Origin of the sequence: Sorangium sp. So ce131 (genome assembly GCF_051519095.1) — a bacterium.
Classification (GTDB): domain Bacteria; phylum Myxococcota_A; class Polyangia; order Polyangiales; family Polyangiaceae; genus Sorangium.
This window is the reverse complement of sequence record NZ_CP150455.1, coordinates 8575414-8594949: the sequence shown is the minus strand read 5'-3', so window position 1 is coordinate 8594949 and position 19536 is coordinate 8575414. Positions and strand designations below refer to the sequence as shown.

Here is a 19536-nt window from a genome sequence, read left to right as displayed (position 1 = left end):
CGTGATGGCCAGCGCCGACTACGTCCTCGAGATGATCGACATCTCCAAGCAGTTCCCGGGCGTCAAGGCCCTGGACTCGGTGAGCCTCCGCGTCCGGCCGGGCACCGTCCACGCCCTCATGGGGGAGAACGGCGCGGGCAAGTCGACGCTCATGAAGTGCCTGTTCGGCATGTACGCGCCCGACGCCGGCGCGATCACCCTGGCCGGCAAGGCCGTCTCGTTCTCGTCGTCGCGCGACGCGCTCGATCACGGCATCGCCATGATCCACCAGGAGCTCCAGCCGATCCCTTACCGGAGCGTGATGGAGAACGTCTGGCTGGGGCGCTACCCCGTCCGCGGCTTCGGGCCGTTCAAGCTGGTCGATCACAAGAAGATGCTGGAGGACACGCGGGCGCTCTTCAAGGAGCTCCGCATGGACATCGACCCGACCACCTGGGTCGTGAACCTCTCGGTCTCGAAGATCCAGTCGATGGAGATCGCCAAGGCGGTCTCCCAGCGCGCGAAGATCATCATCATGGATGAGCCCACGTCGTCGCTCACCGAGCACGAGGTGGAGCACCTCTTCGAGATCATCGGCAATCTCCGGCGCGAGGGGGTGGCCATCATCTACATCTCGCACAAGATGGAGGAGATCCTGCGGATCTCCGACGAGGTCACGATCATGCGGGACGGCAGGGTCGTGGGGACGTACCCGTCCTCCGAGCTCACGACCGATCTCATCATCCAGCGCATGGTCGGCCGCGACATGACGCAGCGGTTCCCGCCGCGCGAGAACGAGCCGGGCGAGGTCGTGTTGCGGGTCGAGGGGCTGACCTCGACCGAGCCCCGGTCGTTCCGGGACGTGAGCTTCGACCTCCGCAAGGGCGAGATCCTCGGGGTGAGCGGCCTCGTGGGCGCCCAGCGCACCGAGCTGATGGAGGCCTTGTTCGGCCTGCGCGGGATCGCGAGGGGCCGCGTCGTCATCGGCCAGGAAGAGGCGCGGATCCGGGATCCCATCAAGGCGATCGACCGGGGGATGGCGCTGCTCACCGAGGAGCGCCGCTCGACGGGCATCTTCCCGATGCTCGACGTCGCCGACAACACGCTGTCGGCGAGCTGGAAGAAGTACAAGCGGAAGACGGGCCTGCTCGACCGCGGCCGCGCCGAGAAGGAAGTGCGGCGGCTCGTGGAGGCGCTCCGGGTGAAGACGCCGAGCACGCGCGCCTTCATCCAGAACCTCTCGGGCGGCAACCAGCAGAAGGTGATCGTGGCGCGCTGGCTGCTCACGAGCCCCGACATCCTGATCCTCGACGAGCCGACCCGCGGGGTCGACGTCGGCGCGAAATACGAGATCTACGCGATCATCGCGGACCTCGCGAAGCGGGGGAAGAGCATCATCATGATCTCCTCCGAGCTGCCCGAGGTGCTCGGCATGTCCGACCGGATCATGGTGATGTGCGGGGGGCGGATCACGGGGATCCTGGAGGGCAAACGCGCCACCCAGGAGGAGATCATGGCGCTGTCCACGCAGTTCATGTGAGCCACCCGGCGTAACCAGCGTAAGAGGAAGCAACCCATGGAAATCAAGGGCTCCGGCGTCGCCGCCCGCAATCACCTGACGGCCTTCCGGGAGTTCGCCAGCAGACAGGCCATCTCCCTGGTCCTCCTCTCGCTGGTCATCGTGATCGGCGTCATGCGGCCCAGCTTCCTGAGCGTGGCCAACCTCGTGAACATCCTCATCATCTCGTCGGTCCGGGCGATCATCGCCCTCGGCGAGGGGGGGATCCTGATCACGCGCGGCACCGATCTCTCGGCCGGCCGCATCGTGGGGCTCTCCGCCTGCGTCGCGGCCTCGCTCCTCCAGCGGCCGGACTACGCGAGCCGGATGTACCCGGACCTCGCCCCCCAGCCGGTGCTGCTCTGCATCGTCGCGGCGATCTGCATCGGCGCCTTCGTCGGCCTGATCAACGGCTCCGTGGTGGCCTTCCTCAACGTCCCGCCGTTCATCGCCACGCTGGGCACGATGATCATGGTGTACGGCGCCGCGTCCCTGTACGTCGACCGCCCGCCGCTCGGCGCGCAGCCGATCGGCGGCCTGCGCGACGACTTCACGGGCATCGGCACGGGCGCGATCCGCTTCGGCGGCGACTGGGCGCTGCCGTACCTCGTCATCATCGCCGCGGTGATCACGCTCTTCGTCTGGGTGCTCCTCAACCAGACGCGCCTCGGCAAGAACATCTACGCCATCGGCTCGAACCGCGACGCGGCGGTCGTCTCGGGGGTCGACGTCAAGAAGACCCTCCTGCTCGTGTACCTGCTCGCCGGCGCCCTCTACGGCCTCGCGGGCGCGCTGCTCGCGGCGCGGACCGGCGGCGCCACCAACAACTACGGGCTGATGTACGAGCTCGACGCCATCGCGGCCTGCGTCATCGGCGGCGTCTCCACCTCGGGCGGGGTCGGCACCGTCGGCGGCGTCCTCACCGGCGTGCTCATCTTCGAGGTGCTCAACAACGGGCTCGTCGTCCTCGGGGTGTCGGCGTACTGGCAGCAGATCATCAAGGGCATCATCATCGTCGCGGCGGTGTCCGTCGATATCCGCAAGTACCTGCGGAAGCGGTGACACGCCGGCGCGGTGGTGGTCGCTTCGTGTGGGTCTCCTGGCGGCCCGCGGCGCCGACAGCCGGACCCGGCCCACCGGCTCTCCCGGCGAAGCCGGCGAGCTCAGGAGGATCGAGAGCGCCTCCTCGACGATCACGGAGCAGGGCGCTCGCCTGTCCGGCGGCCCCATGCAGCGGTTCGACCGCTGGACATCGCGAGCAAAACACACCAAGAGGAGCATCGAACCATGTACACCTCGAAGGCTTACTCCGCCGCCAGCGCGACCTCGCCGCTGGCCTCCACCCAGATCCCGCGGCGCGATCCGACCGAGCACGACGTGCAGATCGAGATCCTCTTCTGCGGCATCTGCCACTCCGACCTCCACTCGGTCCGCAACGAGTGGGCCAACACCGTCTACCCCATCGTGCCGGGCCACGAGATCGTCGGCCGTGTCACCAGGGTTGGTTCGGCGGTCACCAGGTACAAGCCCGGCGACCTCGCCGCGGTCGGGTGCATGGTCGACTCGGACAGGACCTGCCCGAGCTGCAAGGAGGGTCTGGAGCAGTACTGCCCGAATCAGGTCCTCACCTTCAACGGCCCCGACAAGCACCTCGGGGGCGTCACGTACGGCGGCTACTCCGACAGCATTGTCGTCGATGAGCATTTCGTCCTGCGCGTCCCCTCGGGCCTCGACCCTGCCGGCGCGGCGCCGCTGCTCTGCGCCGGGATCACCACGTACTCGCCTTTGCGCCACTCGGGCATCACCAAGGGCAAGAAGGTCGGCGTGGTCGGTCTCGGCGGGCTGGGCCACATGGGCGTGAAGTTCGCCCGTGCCTTCGGGGCGCACGTCGTCGTCTTCACCACCTCGCCCGGCAAGACGGAGGACGCTCTCCGCCTGGGCGCCGACGAGGTCGTCGTCTCCCGCAATGCGAGCGAGATGCAGAAGCACGCCGGCAGCTTCGACCTCATCCTCGACACCGTCTCCGCGGACCACGACGTCAACGCCCTCCTCAACCTGCTCCGCCGCGACGGCAACTTGACCCTCGTCGGAGCGCCCTCGAATCCCCTGAACGTCGCCGCCTTCAGCCTCATCCTGGCGCGCCGCAGCCTCTCCGGCTCGGCCATCGGCGGCATCGCCGAGACCCAGGAGATGCTCGACTTCTGCGGAAAGAACGGCATCACCGCCGACGTCGAGGTCATCCCCATCCAGAAGGCCAACGAGGCCTACGAGAGGCTGCTCAAGTCCGACGTGAAGTACCGCTTCACCATCGACATGGCTTCTCTCAAATCCGAGTGAACGACGCGGCGCCTGAAAGGGTCACCTTCTTCGACGCCGCCGAGGTCTAGCGGCCGTTCACGAATGAAGAGCGCGTGAGAGGCTCAGGAGAGTCGCATGGCCTCCTGCGCCTCCTGCGCCTCCTGCGCCTCCTGCGCCTCCTGCGCCTCCTGCGCCTCCTGCGCCTCCTGCGCCGCTAGACGATGCGGCGCAGGGCCTCTTTCAGGGTGCCGAGGGTCGTCACGGCGGCGAGCTCGGTGCCGGAGGTCACGAGGGCGTGGGCGACGTTGCGCTGGATGCCCGTGAAGATCATCCGGGCGCCGAGGAGGCGCACGGCGGTGCCCATCTTCAGGAGGTGGGTGATCGTCGCGGGGTCGGCGGCGTCCAGGCCGGTGAGGTCGACGATCACGTGGGATGGCGACGACGCGGCGACCTCGGCGAGGAGGCGGTCGGTCATGGTGGCGGCGCGCGCGCCGTCGAGCGTGCCAATGACGGGGAGCACCAGCACGCCCTCCCAGACCCGGATGATCGGGGTGGACATCGAGATCATCTCGGCGGCCTGACGGCGCGCGAGCTCGATCTGCTGGCGCAGCTCCTCCTCGACCTCGGCCGCGCTCCTCTTCTGCACCTGCTCCAGCGTCGCCAGCCGCTCCTCGTACTCGTCCGCGGCCGACTCGGCCTCGCCGAGCTGCCGCTTCAGCTTGCGGACGTCGTTCTCGAGGCCGCGGAGCGCCCGCGCCGCCTCCCGGTGCCTGCCGACGAGCAGGCGGACGAGCGGCGTCGCCTCCGCGGAGGCGAGCCGCGGGCAGCCGTCGCAGCTCGCGAGCCGGTCGAGGAACGCCGCGAGCGGCAAGGCGCTGCCTGTGGGCTCCAGCGGGCACGTCTCGCAAGGCATGATCAGGCCCTGAGCAGCGCCACGGTGAAGGTCACCTCGTGGTACAGCGACACGCCGCCGGTCGGGCAGAACTCACCGTAGGTGAAGAACCCTATCTTGGGGACACTCGGACCCAGGCGGCGGAACAGCGCCTGGACGTCCTGCCGGTACCGCCAGCCGAGCACGACCTTCCTCGCCGCGCAGTTGAAGAAGAAGGCGAGCGTGGGATCGGGCATCTCGTCGCAGGCGAGCGCGCCCGCGACGCTGCTCGCCTTGATCACATCCTCCTTGGTGGCCCGCATCATGCGCACCTGGCCGCCTTCCGGGATGTCCCCGCCGAGCAGCATCGCCCCGCGCTCCCGGTCCACGCCGCGGACCCCACGGCAGACGAGGATCTGATCGTCCGGCGTCACCACGCCGCGCTGGATCCCGCTCACGAGGCCGAGGGGGAACTCCGTGCTCACCGTGGGCAGGTCGCGGGCGCGCTCGCCGAGGTACTCCTCGTAAAGCTCCAGCGCCGGCCGGCCATCGAGCGCGAGCAGCGTGCTGCCGTTCTCGACCCTCGTGCACGTGCGCGGCGCGCCCATCGGCGTCCAGCCGCTGCGCGCCCGGGTCACGAGCTCGATACGGCCCTTCATCCCGACCGCGACCGCGCTGTTCGTGAGCGCCTCCCGGTTCCAGTACTGGAACGTGCCGGTGTACTTCACGCTGTCCGCCGCCATCCCGCCGAGCACCGGGAACTCCGGGCCGAGGACCGACTGGAGGCCGTCGAGCAGCCGCGTCGCGCTGACCGCGAGCGCGTCCGGAAACAGGAGGAGGAGCGCAGGATCGAACGCCTTGACCTGCGCCGCGAGCGCCCTCCCGGCCTCGTGGGCGTCCGCGCCGATGCCCTCGACCTTGAACGTCCTGAACTCGACATCCCGGGAGCAAAGGCCCATGGCCGTGACCGAGTCGCTCAGCACCTCGTCGCTGTTGATCTCGCCGGCCGTCGAGCAGCCGGCGAGCTGGGTGTCCTTGGGGAGCCGGCTGAAGAGGCCCTCCAGCACCGCCTTGCCGTCGACGTGGGCCGGGGCGAAGACGATGACCAGATCGGGTGCCCGGCTCAGCCGATCGAGGAGCTCCACCGCTGCGAGCCTGCCCGCCTCGCGGGCGTCTTCGTGAACGATGGAGACGGTGGTCGCTTCGATCATGGCCCTCCCGGAGGAAGGCAGAAGATAGCGCCCAGAGTGAATAACACGCAAGGCGCATCGCGCGCGGCACGTGGGATGTGAAGGTGGCAGTCGAGCCCACCGCCGTCGCCGGTCTCCCGGGTCGTGATGGGCTGTGAGGAGCGCGGGCATGGCCCCCTATGCGGCGCCGGCGGGCGGGCGGACCGCGCCGCAGGGGGCGCGATGGGCGCGCCGCTCACCCGGGATTCATGCACATTTCACGCGGCGCTCTCGACGGCGCGCGCGCTGCGCTGCGCGGCGCCGGGGGCCGCGGCGGCGTCGGGCTGGACGCGCGCGGCGAGCATCGGGCGGAACGCGGCCCGGTACGCGAAGGCGAGGTAGATCTCGAGGGCGAGCACGAGCCAGGCCACCGGGTTGCCGGGCGCGAGGAACGTGTGGAAGAGGACGATGTTCACGACGATGGGCGCGAGCACCGTCAGCGCGAGCGGCACATAACGGTTCGTGAGCAGGAGGGCGCCCGCGACGACCTCGATGCCCTTGAGCACCGGGAAGAAGTACCCGCTCGCGGCCAGCCCGCCCGCGAAGGCTGCAGCCGCCGCAGGCACCGGGGGCTGCGGCAGGAACTGCAGGAAGCCGTTGAGGCCGAAGACGAAGAACACGAGCCCAAGGAGCGCGCGGGCGGCGACGGGAGCGAAACGCTTGACGTTGTTCATGACGAGCCTCGCTGAGGTGAGGCGGGCCGCTCTCCACCGGAGCGCCCGCACCTCCTCTTTGCGCCTTCCCGGCACCTGGTGCTATCGTGCAACGGGTCAACGCAGCGTTGCACCAACGCAACCTACCGGTGCACCCCCGAACCTGGTGGAGATCCGCCGCATGCCTGGCCCCCGCGACAAAGCCCGCGCCCGCGTCGCGCCGGCGCCCCAGCTCGACGAGATCGCCGCCTTCGCGCGGGTCGCGGAGATGGGCTCGTTCACGGCGGCGGCGGCGCAGCTCGGGGTCCCGAAGTCCACGGTGAGCCGCGCGGTGACGCGCCTCGAGGAGTCGCTGCGGGTGCGGCTGCTCCAGCGGTCGCCGCGCGCGGTCGCGCTGACCGAGGCGGGGCGCCGCTTCTTCGGCGACGTGGCGCCGCACATCGCCGGCCTGCGCGACGCCACGCAGGCGCTCGACGTGTACCAGGGGCAGCCGCAGGGCACGATCCGGCTCAGCGCGCCGCCGGACGGGGGCGACTCCTTCATCGGGGAGATGCTGGTCGAGTTCTGCGCGCGTTACCCGCTGCTCTGCGTGGAGGTGGATCTCTCCGCGCGTCAGGTCGATCTGGTGCGCGAGGGGTTCGACGTGGCGCTCCGGGCGACGCGCGCGCTCCCGGACTCGTCGCTGGTCGCGCGCAAGCTGCTCGACTCCGACGTGCAGCTCTTCGCGGCGCCGTCGTACCTCGCGCGCCGCGGCCTGCCGCGCGCGTTCGACGAGCTGGCCGCGCACGAGCGGGTGGTCTTCCTGCCCGACGCCCGGCGCGGGCAGTGGCCGATCGACGACGCGCGCGCGGTGCGCGACGCGATGGCGACCGGGCGCATCGCCACCGACAACTTCCAGCTCATCCGCGCGGTGCTCCGCGCCGGGGGCGGCATCGGCCCGCTCCCGCGGCTGCTCGCCGCGCCCGACCTGGCGAGCGGCCGCCTCGTCCAGGTGCTGCCCGAGTGGTCCTGGCGCGCGGGCACCATGTACCTCGTCTATCCGAGCGCGCGGCACATGTCGCGGAACGTGGCGGTGTTCCGCGACTTCGTCGTCGCCTGGGTGAAGCGCATCGCGTGACCGTGGGCGCGGCCTGACGAGGGCGCGGAGCGGCGCTGTTGCACCCGTTGCACCTGGAGTTGCACCCCGCCAGACCCGGAGTTGCACCCCGTTGCACCCGGACCGGCCCGTCGGCGTGGGATGTCCACGATCGCGGCGTCCACGCGGCGATTTCCCCGTGATCCGCGCGGGGCAGGCCAGCAGCTAACCCGTCGTTCGCGCTCACCCGGCGTGACCAGCACGCCGTTCGTTCCCATCGCTTGATGGTACGGGCGTTGCAGTCCCCGGAGTCGCTCTCGGCGAACGAGGCGTCGAGACTCCGTCCTCGCGCCGCAGGAGGGCTGTCGTGTGGTTCTCGCGGCGCTCGCCGCCGCCGGTGCGCAGCGGCCGCCGGTGCCCAGCGCCGCGGCGTTGGGTCTCGACGGCATGGTGAACAGGGGCGCTGAAGAGCGCTCGATGCCGTCGCGCTGACAATCGGAGTCATTTTTTTTTGGATGAGGAGGATGCCATGTTGAACCGTTCTACGTATGCGATCGTCGTGGCTTCGCTGTTCGGGGTCGGGTGCGCCGTCGACGCGGGTGATGAGGGCGTGCTCGACGAGGATCTCGAGGAGCTGGTCGACGCCGCCGACGACGAGGAGGTCGAGAGCGCCGCCCAGGCGGCCACCATCAGCGCGCCGCGGCGGCACTCGAGATTCAGCCGGCATTACGGCGGGAACATCATGGAGGAGGATCATTACCCGGAGTTCGGCGGGATGTGCAGCCCGGGGTACGAGCGGGTGAGGGTCGACGTGAGCTGGTCCGGGAATGGAGCCTGCGAGTTCGCCGGCTGGGTCAACCCGGACAACCCGACGGACTGCCGCGCGAAGCTCCATGTGCACACGAACGCGTTCTGGGGCGGCGGCGAGTGCAGGGCCACGAGCTTCGAGGCGCGCAGCAACCTCTACACCTGCGCCGGCAGGACCACGAATTACTGCGGCGGGGCCGGCCCCAGCGCCGACGGTGGAGGGCCGGTGTGCTTCTGCAACAACTCGTGCACGCTGTACGGGGATTGTTGTCCCGATTATCAGCAGGTGTGCCGCTGAGCCACGCCGTCACATGCGCGTGTGAACGCGTTCACATGCGCATGTGAACGCCTCCCCGGGCGGCGTACGACGTCGATCCCTGCTCCGGGCATCGCCGCGCCGGACCCGGCGGGGCGCTCGGCGGCGCGCCCCGCTCGGCGGCGCGCCCATTGACCGCGGCCCTCGCCGGCGCCAGTTATCCGTCATGAACACGCCAACGTACGAGCTGTATTACTGGCCGGGCATTCAGGGCCGCGGAGAGTTCGTGCGCCTCGCGCTCGAGGACGCCGTCGCTCCTTATGTCGATGTCGCCCGCCTGCCCGCGGCGAAGCACGGCGGCGTCGCCGCCATGCAGAAGCTCATGAAGAGCCACGCGCTCGCGCTCGAGCCCTTCGCGCCGCCGTTCCTCCGCTCCGGCGACCTCGTGATCGCGCAGGTGGCCAACATCCTCTTCTACCTCGGCCCGCGCCTCGGCCTCGCGCCCGACGACGAGGCGAGCAGGCTCGGCGCTCATCAGCTCCAGCTCACCATCACCGATCTGATCGCCGAGGTGCACGACACGCATCACCCCATCTCCGTCGAGCTCTATTACGAGGACCAGAAGCCCGAGGCCCTCCGCCGGAGCCAGGCCTTCCTCGCCGAGCGCATGCCCAAGTTCCTCGGCTATTTCGAGCGCGTCCTCGATCGCCACGGCGGCCGTCACCTCCTGGGAGGCGCGGTGTCCTACGTGGATCTCTCGATGTTCCAGGTGATCGCGGGCCTCCGCTACGCGTTCCCGCACGCCATGGCCGCGTTCGCGCCCAGGATCCCGGGGCTCGTCGCCCTGCACGACCGCGTGGCCGAGCGCCCGGGGATAGCGGCCTACCTGGCCTCGGATCGGCGGGTGCCCTTCAACGAAGACGGCATCTTCCGGCGTTATCCGGAGCTCGATCCGGCGCCGTCGAAGAGACGATGAATCCGGCGCGCTCGACCTGAAGGACGTCACGCCCGAGGCGCCGTGATCCGAGCGGGGCTCGGGCAACCAAGCCACGGACTGTGGCCCCGCGTGCTCCAGGTCGTCGAGGGCTGCCGGAGGCGGCGGAGATGCGGGCGGGGGCGGTGCGCTGGAGGGGTCATCGCTTCGTCCTCGCGGGGGGCGTCGGGTCGCCGCCCGGACGTGCTTCAAGACTCAGGGCGCTTGTGGTAGCGTGCGCCCTCGCCTCGGCGGGCTTCGCCGGTGAGCTCGATGCCGTCAGCTGCCATCAGGTGCATTCGTGCCGAAAGTTGATCTCAAGAGGGAGCTCAAACATCTCTACCAGCCTTCCGCGAAGGAGGTGGTGCAGGTTGAGGTGCCAACGTTTCAGTTCCTCATGATCGACGGCGAGGGCGACCCCAACACATCACAGGAGTATGCCGAGGCAGTGGAAGCGCTGTTCTCCGTCTCCTACACGACGAAGTTCATGGTGAAGAAGGGGGCGAAAGGAATCGACTATGCGGTCATGCCCCTCGAAGGCCTCTGGTGGTCGGATGACCTGTCCGTCTTCACCTCCAACGATAGGTCGAGGTGGAAATGGACGATGATGATCATGCAGCCTCATTTCGTGGAGGAGGCGGTGATTCAGGCGGCCATCACGGAGGTTAGGCGAAAGAAGGCGCTCCCCGCGGTAGGCTCGCTCAGGCTGGAGAGCTTCACCGAAGGATCATGCGCTCAGATACTTCACATCGGCCCCTTTGCTGAAGAAGGGCCGACGATTCAGCGAGTCCATGATTTCATTGGTGCGCGCTCGGCGCTCGCAGGAAAGCACCACGAGGTGTACCTGAGCGATATACGTCGCGCCGAACCAGCCAAGTGGAAGACCATCATCCGCCAACCTATGGAGTGATGGTCAACAGAACGTTCACGCTGACGCCGCTCCGCGGCACGGCTTGACTCAGGCGTCAGGCTGGAGAATACACGCTCTCCCTCACCACCACCCGTCCTCGGAGGTTCCATGAAGCGAGTCACTGGCATCGGCGGCATCTTCTTCAAAGCCAAAGACGCTCCGGCGCTACAGGCTTGGTACAAGCGGCACCTCGGAATCGATGCCCAAGAATGGGGTGGCACGGCTTTTACCTGGACCGACGGTGAAGGTAAGCCGGTCGCCGGGACGACCGTCTGGTCCATCAGCTCGGCGCAAGGCGACCACTTCGCGCCCAGCGCTGCGACCTTCATGGTCAATTACCGGGTCGAGGATCTCCTCGCCCTCGTTAAAGTCTTGCGCGAAGAAGGCTGCAACGTTCTCGAGAAAATTGACGATTCCGAGTACGGGAAGTTTGCCTGGGTCATCGATCCGGAAGGAAACAAGGTCGAGCTTTGGCAACCGCCTGCCGGCCGATGACCAGGGCAGCCGGCCTCAGCACGAATCTGCGGCCTCACCCTTCGGCCAAGGCTTAGCGCCGATCAGGGACGTGCGCCCGCCGTCGAGGCGGGCAGGGCGCGCGCCTGATTCTTCCGCATGACCTCCGCCGTCAGGCGCGCCGCCACGGAGCGCGGTACGAAGCGCGCGAGGTTCGAGAGGATGTAGTTGCCGAAGCCGTGGATGGCGTGTGTTCGTCCCGTCGAGAGGGCGCGCAAGCCGAGCCGCACGACGTCGCTCGCCTTCGCCTTCGCGCCCACGGCCGCGGCCTCCCCGGCGATCTCGAAGTGCCCGATAGTCCCGGGGAGATGCGAGCCACGCTTTCAGCTTCGCGAGAGCACGTCAGGGCGATCGCGTTCACGTGCGCAGGTGCGCTTCCCTTCCTCCCCGACGTTCCCCGATGCTGCCCCGGCAGCCGCGACCCGAGTCCGGCAAGCCGAGCGCGCGCCAGCTACCCGGGGCCGCTGAACCGCCGCGCCAGGGGTTTCGGCGTCGTGAAATGTGAAATATCTCACAAATACTGGTCGATGTCCCTGGCCGATCGATTTTTTTCCCCCTCGTTCTTTTCACCGATGAGTTTCCCTGGGCGGCGGGGTCTTTGGGGTATAGCCGGTCGCGCTGATCCCGAACCGCCGGATGAGCCCCGGCACGAGCTGAAACGAGCAAGGAGAAGGAACATGGCCATGAAGCGCATCCCGATCGCACTGTGTCTGGTCGTCGCCGCCTGCGGTGGGGAGGACAGCGAGCCCGTCGCGTGGAAGGACATGAGCTTCGAGCAGCGCTACGCGTACATGGAGGAGGTCGTCACGCCGCAGATGTCGGAGACCTTCGCCGCGTTCGACCCGAAGTTCGAGGGCATGAGCTGCCCGACCTGCCACGGCGCCGGCGCGACCGACGGCTCCTACGCGATGCCGAGCGCGGAGGTCCCGCCGCTGCCCGACACCCCGGACGCGTTCCTCGAGTACGCCATGGATCCCGAGGTCGGGCGGTGGGCCGATTGGATGTACAACACGGTCGTGCCGCAGATGGCCGATCTGCTCCAGGTCGAGCGGTTCGACCCGACCACCGAGACCGGCGAGTTCTCGTGCAACAACTGCCACACGCTGACGAGCGTGACTCCGTGAGGCCTCGGGGCGCCCCGCCGGCGCCCCCCTCGTTCCGTGCCGCACAGGTTTGTGCAGGGATCCCGAGAGATTTTTAACGCAAAGGCGCAAAGGCGCAAAGGCGCAAAAAAGCAGAGAAATAAACTACAGAGAAATTCTGGTTTGCGCCTTTGCGCCTTTGCGCCTTTGCGTTGAAATCTCTTCTCTCGCCGTGCTCCCCGCCAAGACCTCTGACAGGCCGAGCTAGCCTCACTCGAGGAACTCGCTCAGGCTGCGCAGGAACAGCGCCGGTTGGTCCTGAAACGCGGCGTGTCCAGCCCCCGGGATGGTCAGCGCCGTCGCGCCCCGGATGCGCCGCGCCGATTCGGAGATCTGGTCGCGCGACGCGAGGTGATCATCCTCTCCTCGCGCAATGAGAGACCTGCAAGAGATCTTCTCCACCGCGTCGCCCGGGTATCCTGAAGGGCCGGCGTCGAGCCACATCCTGACGACGGCGCCGGCGAAAGCGTCGAAGTCCGGCTCCGGGTTGAGCCTCTGGTAGCTGTCGTAGGTCGACGGGAACTTCGCGCGCCAGCTCTCCGCGGTGACCTTGGACAGGATCTCTCGCACCGGATCGTCCTCCCTCAGCTCCCAGTGCGCGCCGACGGTGACCAGGCGCCTGATCGCTGACGAATCCCGGGCGGCCATCCGGTAGGCCACGATGCCCCCGTCGCTGAAGCCGAGGATGTCGTACCGGTCGAGCCCCAGCTGGCCGACGAGCCGCTCCACGTCGCCCTGGAGGCGCTCGTACGTGAGCGGCGCTCCGCCGAGCGTGGACTTCCCGTGGCCGCGGCTGTCGACGCCGATCACACGGAACCGCCTGGCGAGGTCCGGCACGAGGACGTTGAAGTCCTCCATGTCTCCGAAGCCGCCGTGCAGCAAGACGAGCGCCGGCCCGGTCTCCTGGCCGACCACCTCGTAATAGAGGCTGGCCCCGTCTATCTCGAGAAAATGACCCGATTGATGATCGAAGTGGTCCATGGTGCTCCCCCGCAAAGATGCCCCGGGCTCCGCGCCGCGCCACGGCGGGGCTCGGCGCAGAGGCCTACCACCGCCCGGAGGGGTCGAAAACCGCCGATCAAGCCGCGGGCGGCGGCGCCGAGCGGCGGCGTGTAGGCGTACGGGGCGGCGCCGCCGCGCCGGAGCGTTTCACCGCGCTCGCCACGCGCACCACGAGGCCGCGCAGGAAGGCGACGGCCTCGTCGTCCTCGACCGCGCTCCGCCAGAGCAGCTCCACCGGCATGCCCTCCAGGGCGAGCGGCAGCGCCGCCGCGCGGAGGCTCGGGCGCAGCGAGGTGATCTCCTGGGCGATGATGCCGGGCACCGTGGCGAGAAGGGCGCTGCCCTCCACGACCGCGCCGACGCTGTGGAAGGTCGACACCGACACCCGCACCCGCCGCTGCACGCCGAGCGTGTCCTCGACGACGCCGCGCAGATCGCCGTTGTACGACACGACGACGTGCTCGTGCGCGAGGTAGCGAGCCATCGTGAGGCGCCTGCCGATCCGGGCGCGCCGCGGATCGAACAGGCACACGAAGCCGCCCGTGAACAGCGCGCGCCGCCGCGTGCCGGCCGGCAGATCGCCGGCGACCGTCACCGCGAGGTCCACCGCCGAGGAGCCCAGCGCGTCGGCGACGGTGCGGAACTGCACCGGGAGGACGACGAGGCGCAGGCGCGGCGCCTCGCCTTCGAGCAGGCGCAGGAGCGGCGCGAGCAGCCACGCCTCGCTCGCGTCGGAGAGGCCGAGCCGCACCGTGCGCTCGCTCGTCCTCGCGTCGAACGCCGCCGGCGACAGCGCGGCCTCGACGAGCGCCTCGAGGTGCGGGCGCGCCGACGCGAGCAGGCGCCGCCCGCGCGCGGTCAGCGCGAGCCCGCGCCCGGCGCGGACGAAGAGCGGCGCGCCCAGCGCCGACGCGAGCCGCCGGAGCGCGGCGCTCACCGCCGGCTGCGTGAGGTAAAGGCGGCGCGCCGCCTCCGTGACGCTGCCCGCCTCCGCCACGACGACGAAGACGCGGAGCAGGTTGAGGTCGAGATCCTTCTCATAACTTCCGTTCATGGGTCGCATACATCTTATTCGCTCGACTTCATCGTGGAGAACCTTACTCTCCCGCGGACAGGGGCCGCGGCGGGCGGCCTCGCGCGGCTCGACGGAGGCCCGGCGCGCGGCGCGCGCTGGGCGCCGCGCGCCGGACGTGCGCCTAACGTGCGCCCGCTGGCGCGCCGCCGGGCGGACGACGCTGGAGCAGGAGAGGGAGGTTGCGATGCGCGTCTTGATCACAGGGGCCACGGGGTACATCGGTTCACGCGTCGCGCGGCGGCTCCGCGCGAAGGGGCACGCCGTGATCGCGGCGGTGCGCGACGAGGCGAGCGCCGCGCGCCTGCGGGACATGGATGTCCCGGCCGAGCCGCTCCGCGCCTCGCTCGACGACGCCGGGATCCTGGCCGACGCGGCGCGGGCGGCGGACGCCGTCGTGCACCTCGCCTTCGAGCACCGCACGGGCGATCTGGCGTCCGCGGTGGGGCAGGAGCGGCGCGTCGTCGAGGCGCTCATCGAGGCGCTCGCCGGGACGGGCAAATGCCTGATCGGAACGACGGCGACGGGCGTCGTGGGCAACACGGGGAAGGTCCCCGTCGGAGAGGATCACCCCACGGAGCCAGGCCACCCGGGGGCCATACGCCGCGAGGTCGAGGGCTGCTACGTGGCCGGCGCGCAGCGGGGCGTCAGGACCGCCGTCATTCGCCCGTCGATCCTCACCCACAGCGACGCGCCGAGCAGCGTGGCCCTGCGGCTCGTCTCGGCCGCGCGCAAGGCGGGCGCGGCCCACCATATCGGCTCGGGCGAGAACCAGGTCACCTGCGTCCACGTCGACGACCTGGCCGACCTGTACGTCCTCGCCCTGGAGAAGGCGCCGCCGGGCCGGATCTACAACGGCGCCGGCGCCAACGTGGCGACGGGCGACGTGGCCCGCTGGATCGGCGGCGCCCTGACGCTGCCTGTCGCGAGCGCCTCGCGCGAGCAGGCCGGCGCGCTCTGGGGGCCGTTCTTCGCCATGCTGCTCGCGCTCGACCACCGGATGTCGAACGAGCGCGCGCGCGCCGAGCTCGGCTGGCAACCCTACGAGGCGACGAACCGCCTGGAAGACGACATCCCGCTCATCGCGGCGCGCCTCGCCTGAGCGCGCGCGCCGCGGCGCCGGGCGGGCGCGCCGCGGCGCCGGGCGGGCGCGCCGCGGCGCCGGGCGGGCCCGCCTCCAGGCGTCACGACCTGCCCTTCGATCCGGACCGGCGGCCGAGGGCGTAGGCCACCCCGGCCTCGAGCGTCCCGCGCGTGGTCACCCCGCTCAGGTCGGTCCCGATCTCCACGAGCGCGCGCGCGACCTCGGGCGAGATCCCGGTGAGGATGACCTCCGTGCCCAGCAGGCGGGCCGCGCCGGCGGTCCTGAGGAGCGAGCTCGCGACCTGCTCATCCATGCTCCGCACGCCCGTGGTGTCGAGGATGGCCACCGCGGCCTGGTGCGCCGTGATGCCGCGGAGGAGCGTCTCCAGGATCTGCTCGGACCGGACGCTGTCGATGGTGCCCACGAGCGGCATCACGACCAGCCGCGCGGCGAGCGGGATGAGCGGCGTCGAGAGCTCGCGGATCGCGCGCTGCTGCGCCGCGATGAGGTCCTCCTGGAGCCGCTGCCGATCCTGCTCCACGCGCCGCTGCTCGGTGAGATCGCGGACGATGGCGCCCTCGGCGTCGATCTGCCCGCCGTCGTCGCGGATGGGGAACGTGGAGACCTCGCCCGGGAAGGTGCTCCCGTCGTGGCGGCGGCAGGTGACGACGGCCCGGGCTGCGCCCGGGGACGCGCCCTCCTTCCGGCGCGCGTCGAGGAGCGCCCGGCCCTCGGCGTCGACCAGGTCGAGCAGGGGAGTCCCGACGACCTCGGCGCCGTACCCGTACATGCGGCGGAACGCCGGGTTCGCGTACGTGATCTGGCCGCGCTCGGTGACCACGATGCTGTCCGGCGCGTTCTCGGCCAGGGCGAGGAAGGTGCGCAGCCTGCCGTTCAGCGACTGCACCTCGCGCTGCGATCGCATCTGCGCGGTGACGTCGAGGCCGTGGAAGACCATCCCGAAGATCTCGCCGTCGTCCCTGCGCAGGGCGGAGTAATGAAACGTGATGAAGGACGTCTCTTCGGCGCCCGGCCACGTGAAAGGCACGTTCGCGGAGATCAGGGGCTCACCGGTCGCGAAGACGCGATCGAGCATCGCGGCGACGCGCCCGCCGAGGGGCGCCGGGAGGACGTCGATCAAGGGCTTGCCGATCGGATCGAGAGCGGGATTCAAGGCGCGCCACGCGTCGTTCACGATCGTGAACACGTGGTCCGGGCCGAGCATCACCCCGACCGCGGCGGGCATCCCCAGGATGGCCTTGTGCAGCTCGTCCCGCTCGCGGCGCGCCTCGTCCCGCTCGCGTGTGAGCGCCGCGTTCTCCTCGCGCAGGCGCGCGAGCTCTGCCGTGAGCGCATCGACATCGACGGACGTCATGGGCCACCTCTATCACATCGCGGCAGACCACAAGCGCTCAAGCGGCGTGCACGGATGACCGAGGCGGCCATCACCTCGTGCTCCTCTGCTCGCTCGGAGCCCGCGGCGGACGCTGGTAGGTCCGCCGCGCACGACCTGACACGCGATCTCCTCCCACCTCGCGGCGCGCCGCATGGACAGGAGGCGCGGCGGCCGCGCTAGGGCGGGAACTCATCGAATTGGGGGAGGTCGTCCGTTATCTGGTGCCACGCCGCCTTGTACGCGACGTGGATGTGATGATCGGGGCGTCTCCTCGGTACGCCGGCGAGCGTGCCGAGCTGCACGTGCGCGAACCTCTGCGCGCGGACCACGTCGTAGAGGGGCGAGAAGCATTGACCGCAGAGGCAGCGGTACCCCTCCTCGGACTCGCCGAGCTTCAAGAGGTGCTCTCGGCCCTCCGTGACGTGGACTTGGTCGATCTCGATCCCGCCGATGGCGGCGCAGGCGGCGCCCGTGCGCCGCCGGCACCGCGAGCAATGACAGAAGAACGCGTAGCCGAACGCATCCTCGACCTCGAACCGCACGACGCCGCAGTAACAGCTGCCCTTCAGCATGGTTCCCCCATCTCCCTCGATCGCCGCTCCAGGTCGCTGCACGAGCGCGGCGATCCGGTGGCGAAATGTAGGAGGCAAACGTACTTCATGATGGCTTCTTTTTTTTCCTCGCTGCATGGTATCCCGACGGCCCGATGCTCGTCGAGCGGACGCCCGTCACGTTCCAGTCCGGAGGGGCGGGCGCCCTGCCGCCCCTTTCGAGGATGGTGAGGTGACGGATGAACGAACATGGAATTTTCGTCGGCCGATGGGGTGTGTCGATAGGCCAGCAACTGCAGCCGTGAAGGATTTTTTGGTCGAGCTCGGCCGCCCTGGAGAAATCAAGCTCGGACACGAGGCATATTTTATAAATACTGTTTATCAACTGGCCCTTCGCGCCCGGCTTCCCCTGGCTCATGCATGCTGGTAGGGTGAGCGCGAGGTGTCTCGCCGCCAGCCGGCCTCGGCCTCGCGGCGGCGCTCAGCGCGCGGCGGCGAGCCAGGCGCGGGCGGCGTCGATGTCGTCGAACAGCATCTGGGCGAGATCCTGGTCGTCGAACCTGGTCACGGACCGCGTCAGCGACATGCGCGCTATCGCCGAGCGCGGCATCACGTAGGCGATATGGCGCACCCCGAGCGCGGCCGTGCGGGGGAGCCAGCTCTCGAGCGCCCACCGCTGGTCGTCCTGCGTGGTGGGCCCGGCGAGGCGGCAATCGGCGAGGCAGCGGGTCGCCTTCTTCTTGCGGATGAGATCGAGCGCGGCCTCGAGCGCCTCGCGCAGCTCCCGGGTGTCGGCGAACGCCTTCCACTCGGCCAGCACCGCCTGAATTTCGGCGTCCCAGGAGATGGTGACCCACCGCTCGTCGAAGTGGATCAAGGGTATCCTCTCATGGCAGCCATCCTAACCGGAATCTGCGCGGATGTCGTCGCCTCGGCGCGCGCGCCGCCGCTCGGCCGGCCTGTCGCGCCTCCTTGGCTGCTGGCCGCTAGCCGCTGGCCGCTGCGCGCGAGCGGCCGCTCGTGGCGCATGCCGCTCGCGGCGCATGTCGGGCGACGTAGGGCAGTCAGCGCCGGAGCTCTTGCGGCGGCGCGGAGAAGACCGTCGAGACGACAACAATCCCAGGAGAGGAGAAGGAGATCACGTTGGCTCGCCGCGATGGCATGGTCCGGCGGACATCATATTTCAGCGATGTCATTGCATTGCAGTGGTGCCGTCGGCTCAAGATCGCCTTGTCCGTCATCGCACGTTGCATCGTTTGCGTTCGCATGCTTTTAATCTCTCCTTCATTGCTTGCACGGCGAAGCGTCGCGCGGCCAACTTCATGACGAGGTCACCTTGCTTCACCACAACACTCCGCTTAGATTGGTATTTTGCCTGGCCGTCGGCCTCTCGACGGCGGCCTGCTTGGGGGAATTGCCCGGAGGCTTCGGCGATCTCGGCACGGGCGGCGGCGGCGCCTCCAGCGCGACCAGCAGCGGCAGCGGCTCCGGCCAGAGCAGCAGCAGCGCTGGCGAGGGCGGCGGCACCACCACCGCGGGCACGGGCGGGGGCAGCACCACGGGCGCAGGCGGCGACGGCGGCGGCAACACCACCGGCGCAGGCGGCGACGGCGGCGGCGGCGGCACCACCGGCGCAGGCGGCGAGGGCGGGGGCACGACGACGGCCGGCACGGGCGGGGGCACGACGACGGCCGGCACGGGCGGGGGCACGACGACGGCCGGCACGGGCGGCGCGGGCGGGGGCACGACGACGGCCGGCACGGGCGGCGAGGGCGGCGGCGCGCCGCCGGGCGATCCGGCCTGCGGCCCGGACACGGCGGCCTTCGCCGATGTGGAGCCGATCCTGACGCTGCGATGCGCGAACGAGTACTGCCACGGCAGCCCGGACGCGCCGTCGGCCGGGCTGGACCTCCGCGCGAGCGCGGCGGTCGGCGAGCTCGTCAATCAGGGGAGCTCCGCCTGCTCCGGCGGTCGCTCGCTCGTCGTGCCGTTCATGCCGAGCAGCAGCTATCTCCTCAACAAGCTCAAGAACGTCGATCTGTGCGGTTCCGGAGAGACCAAGATGCCTCCGGGTACGCCTTTGCCTGAGGCCGAAATCAAGACTATCACCGACTGGATCTGCGCTGGCGCGCCTGACAATTGAAGGCTTTCCGTCTCAGCGTGCCCT

The 19536-nt window shown here is 69.7% G+C and carries 20 protein-coding genes; 11 read left to right on the top strand and 9 right to left on the bottom strand.

Going from position 1 to position 19536, the window contains the following annotated elements; genetic code table 11:
• Nucleotides 1-4: 4 nt before the first annotated feature.
• The 3 genes from WMF43_RS31115 (at nt 5) to WMF43_RS31105 (ending at nt 3874) form a co-directional block, all read left to right on the top strand.
• Entirely contained in the window at nt 5-1519 is a 1515-nt protein-coding gene (locus WMF43_RS31115; RefSeq protein WP_437670243.1) for a sugar ABC transporter ATP-binding protein, read from the top strand.
• Between the two features lie 36 nt (nt 1520-1555).
• Nucleotides 1556-2599 carry a galactose/methyl galactoside ABC transporter permease MglC gene (mglC, locus tag WMF43_RS31110; RefSeq protein WP_437670241.1) on the top strand — a complete coding sequence of 348 codons (1044 nt, stop codon included), beginning with the start codon at nt 1556-1558 and terminating at the stop codon, nt 2597-2599.
• 225 nt (nt 2600-2824) lie between these two features.
• On the top strand, nt 2825-3874 hold the full coding sequence (locus WMF43_RS31105; protein WP_437670239.1) for an NAD(P)-dependent alcohol dehydrogenase: 1050 nt from the start codon (nt 2825-2827) through the stop codon (nt 3872-3874).
• 175 nt (nt 3875-4049) lie between these two features.
• Here the strand turns inward: WMF43_RS31105 and WMF43_RS31100 are convergent, their stop codons facing one another.
• The 3 genes from WMF43_RS31100 to WMF43_RS31090 all read right to left on the bottom strand — a co-directional run bounded on the left by WMF43_RS31100 (nt 4050) and on the right by WMF43_RS31090 (nt 6609).
• Entirely contained in the window at nt 4050-4748 is a 699-nt protein-coding gene (locus WMF43_RS31100) for an STAS domain-containing protein (RefSeq protein ID WP_437670237.1), read from the bottom strand.
• A gap of 2 nt (nt 4749-4750) precedes the next feature.
• Nucleotides 4751-5917 carry an FIST signal transduction protein gene (locus WMF43_RS31095; protein ID WP_437670236.1) on the bottom strand — a complete coding sequence of 389 codons (1167 nt, stop codon included), beginning with the start codon at nt 5915-5917 and terminating at the stop codon, nt 4751-4753.
• 236 nt (nt 5918-6153) lie between these two features.
• On the bottom strand, nt 6154-6609 hold the full coding sequence (locus WMF43_RS31090) for a DoxX family protein (RefSeq protein ID WP_437670234.1): 456 nt from the start codon (nt 6607-6609) through the stop codon (nt 6154-6156).
• 160 nt (nt 6610-6769) lie between these two features.
• On the opposite strand from WMF43_RS31090, the gene WMF43_RS31085 reads away from it, so the two are divergent.
• The 5 genes from WMF43_RS31085 (at nt 6770) to WMF43_RS31065 (ending at nt 11104) form a co-directional block, all read left to right on the top strand.
• Nucleotides 6770-7705 carry a LysR family transcriptional regulator gene (locus WMF43_RS31085; RefSeq protein ID WP_437670232.1) on the top strand — a complete coding sequence of 312 codons (936 nt, stop codon included), beginning with the start codon at nt 6770-6772 and terminating at the stop codon, nt 7703-7705.
• Between the two features lie 487 nt (nt 7706-8192).
• Nucleotides 8193-8768, top strand: a complete 576-nt coding sequence (locus WMF43_RS31080; protein WP_437670230.1) for a hypothetical protein — start codon at nt 8193-8195, stop codon at nt 8766-8768.
• Between the two features lie 184 nt (nt 8769-8952).
• A complete protein-coding gene (locus tag WMF43_RS31075) occupies nt 8953-9702 on the top strand; it encodes a glutathione S-transferase (RefSeq protein ID WP_437670228.1) in 750 nt (249 codons plus the stop codon).
• Between the two features lie 298 nt (nt 9703-10000).
• A complete protein-coding gene (locus WMF43_RS31070; protein WP_437670226.1) occupies nt 10001-10609 on the top strand; it encodes a GyrI-like domain-containing protein in 609 nt (202 codons plus the stop codon).
• Nucleotides 10610-10717: 108 nt separating this feature from the next.
• Nucleotides 10718-11104: a VOC family protein gene (locus tag WMF43_RS31065; RefSeq protein WP_437670225.1), complete on the top strand. Its 387-nt coding sequence runs from the start codon at nt 10718-10720 to the stop codon at nt 11102-11104.
• 62 nt (nt 11105-11166) lie between these two features.
• On the opposite strand, the gene WMF43_RS31060 is transcribed toward WMF43_RS31065, so the two are convergent.
• Nucleotides 11167-11382, bottom strand: coding sequence for a hypothetical protein (locus WMF43_RS31060; protein ID WP_437670224.1), 216 nt, complete (start codon nt 11380-11382; stop codon nt 11167-11169).
• 417 nt (nt 11383-11799) lie between these two features.
• Here WMF43_RS31060 and WMF43_RS31055 point away from each other — a divergent pair, with 417 nt between their 5' ends.
• A complete protein-coding gene (locus tag WMF43_RS31055; protein ID WP_437670222.1) occupies nt 11800-12246 on the top strand; it encodes a hypothetical protein in 447 nt (148 codons plus the stop codon).
• Between the two features lie 228 nt (nt 12247-12474).
• Here WMF43_RS31055 and WMF43_RS31050 read toward each other — a convergent pair whose 3' ends face one another.
• A complete protein-coding gene (locus WMF43_RS31050; RefSeq protein WP_437670220.1) occupies nt 12475-13245 on the bottom strand; it encodes an alpha/beta fold hydrolase in 771 nt (256 codons plus the stop codon).
• 97 nt (nt 13246-13342) lie between these two features.
• Complete coding sequence (locus WMF43_RS31045; RefSeq protein ID WP_437670218.1) at nt 13343-14320, bottom strand: LysR family transcriptional regulator; 978 nt, start codon at nt 14318-14320, stop codon at nt 13343-13345.
• A 205-nt stretch (nt 14321-14525) separates the two neighbouring features.
• Between WMF43_RS31045 and WMF43_RS31040 the strand changes: the two genes are divergently transcribed.
• Entirely contained in the window at nt 14526-15440 is a 915-nt protein-coding gene (locus WMF43_RS31040; RefSeq protein WP_437670216.1) for an NAD-dependent epimerase/dehydratase family protein, read from the top strand.
• An 82-nt stretch (nt 15441-15522) separates the two neighbouring features.
• Here the strand turns inward: WMF43_RS31040 and WMF43_RS31035 are convergent, their stop codons facing one another.
• The 3 genes from WMF43_RS31035 to WMF43_RS31025 all read right to left on the bottom strand — a co-directional run bounded on the left by WMF43_RS31035 (nt 15523) and on the right by WMF43_RS31025 (nt 18246).
• Entirely contained in the window at nt 15523-16797 is a 1275-nt protein-coding gene (locus WMF43_RS31035) for a PAS domain-containing protein (RefSeq protein ID WP_437670214.1), read from the bottom strand.
• Between the two features lie 197 nt (nt 16798-16994).
• Nucleotides 16995-17390 (bottom strand): GFA family protein, encoded by a 396-nt coding sequence (locus WMF43_RS31030; protein ID WP_437670212.1) that lies wholly within the window; start codon nt 17388-17390, stop codon nt 16995-16997.
• A 460-nt stretch (nt 17391-17850) separates the two neighbouring features.
• Nucleotides 17851-18246 carry a hypothetical protein gene (locus tag WMF43_RS31025; protein ID WP_437670210.1) on the bottom strand — a complete coding sequence of 132 codons (396 nt, stop codon included), beginning with the start codon at nt 18244-18246 and terminating at the stop codon, nt 17851-17853.
• A gap of 528 nt (nt 18247-18774) precedes the next feature.
• Between WMF43_RS31025 and WMF43_RS31020 the strand changes: the two genes are divergently transcribed.
• The gene (locus tag WMF43_RS31020; RefSeq protein ID WP_437670209.1) at nt 18775-19512 is read left to right on the top strand and encodes a hypothetical protein; all 738 of its coding nucleotides are present in this window, start codon (nt 18775-18777) and stop codon (nt 19510-19512) included.
• Nucleotides 19513-19536: the final 24 nt, after the last annotated feature.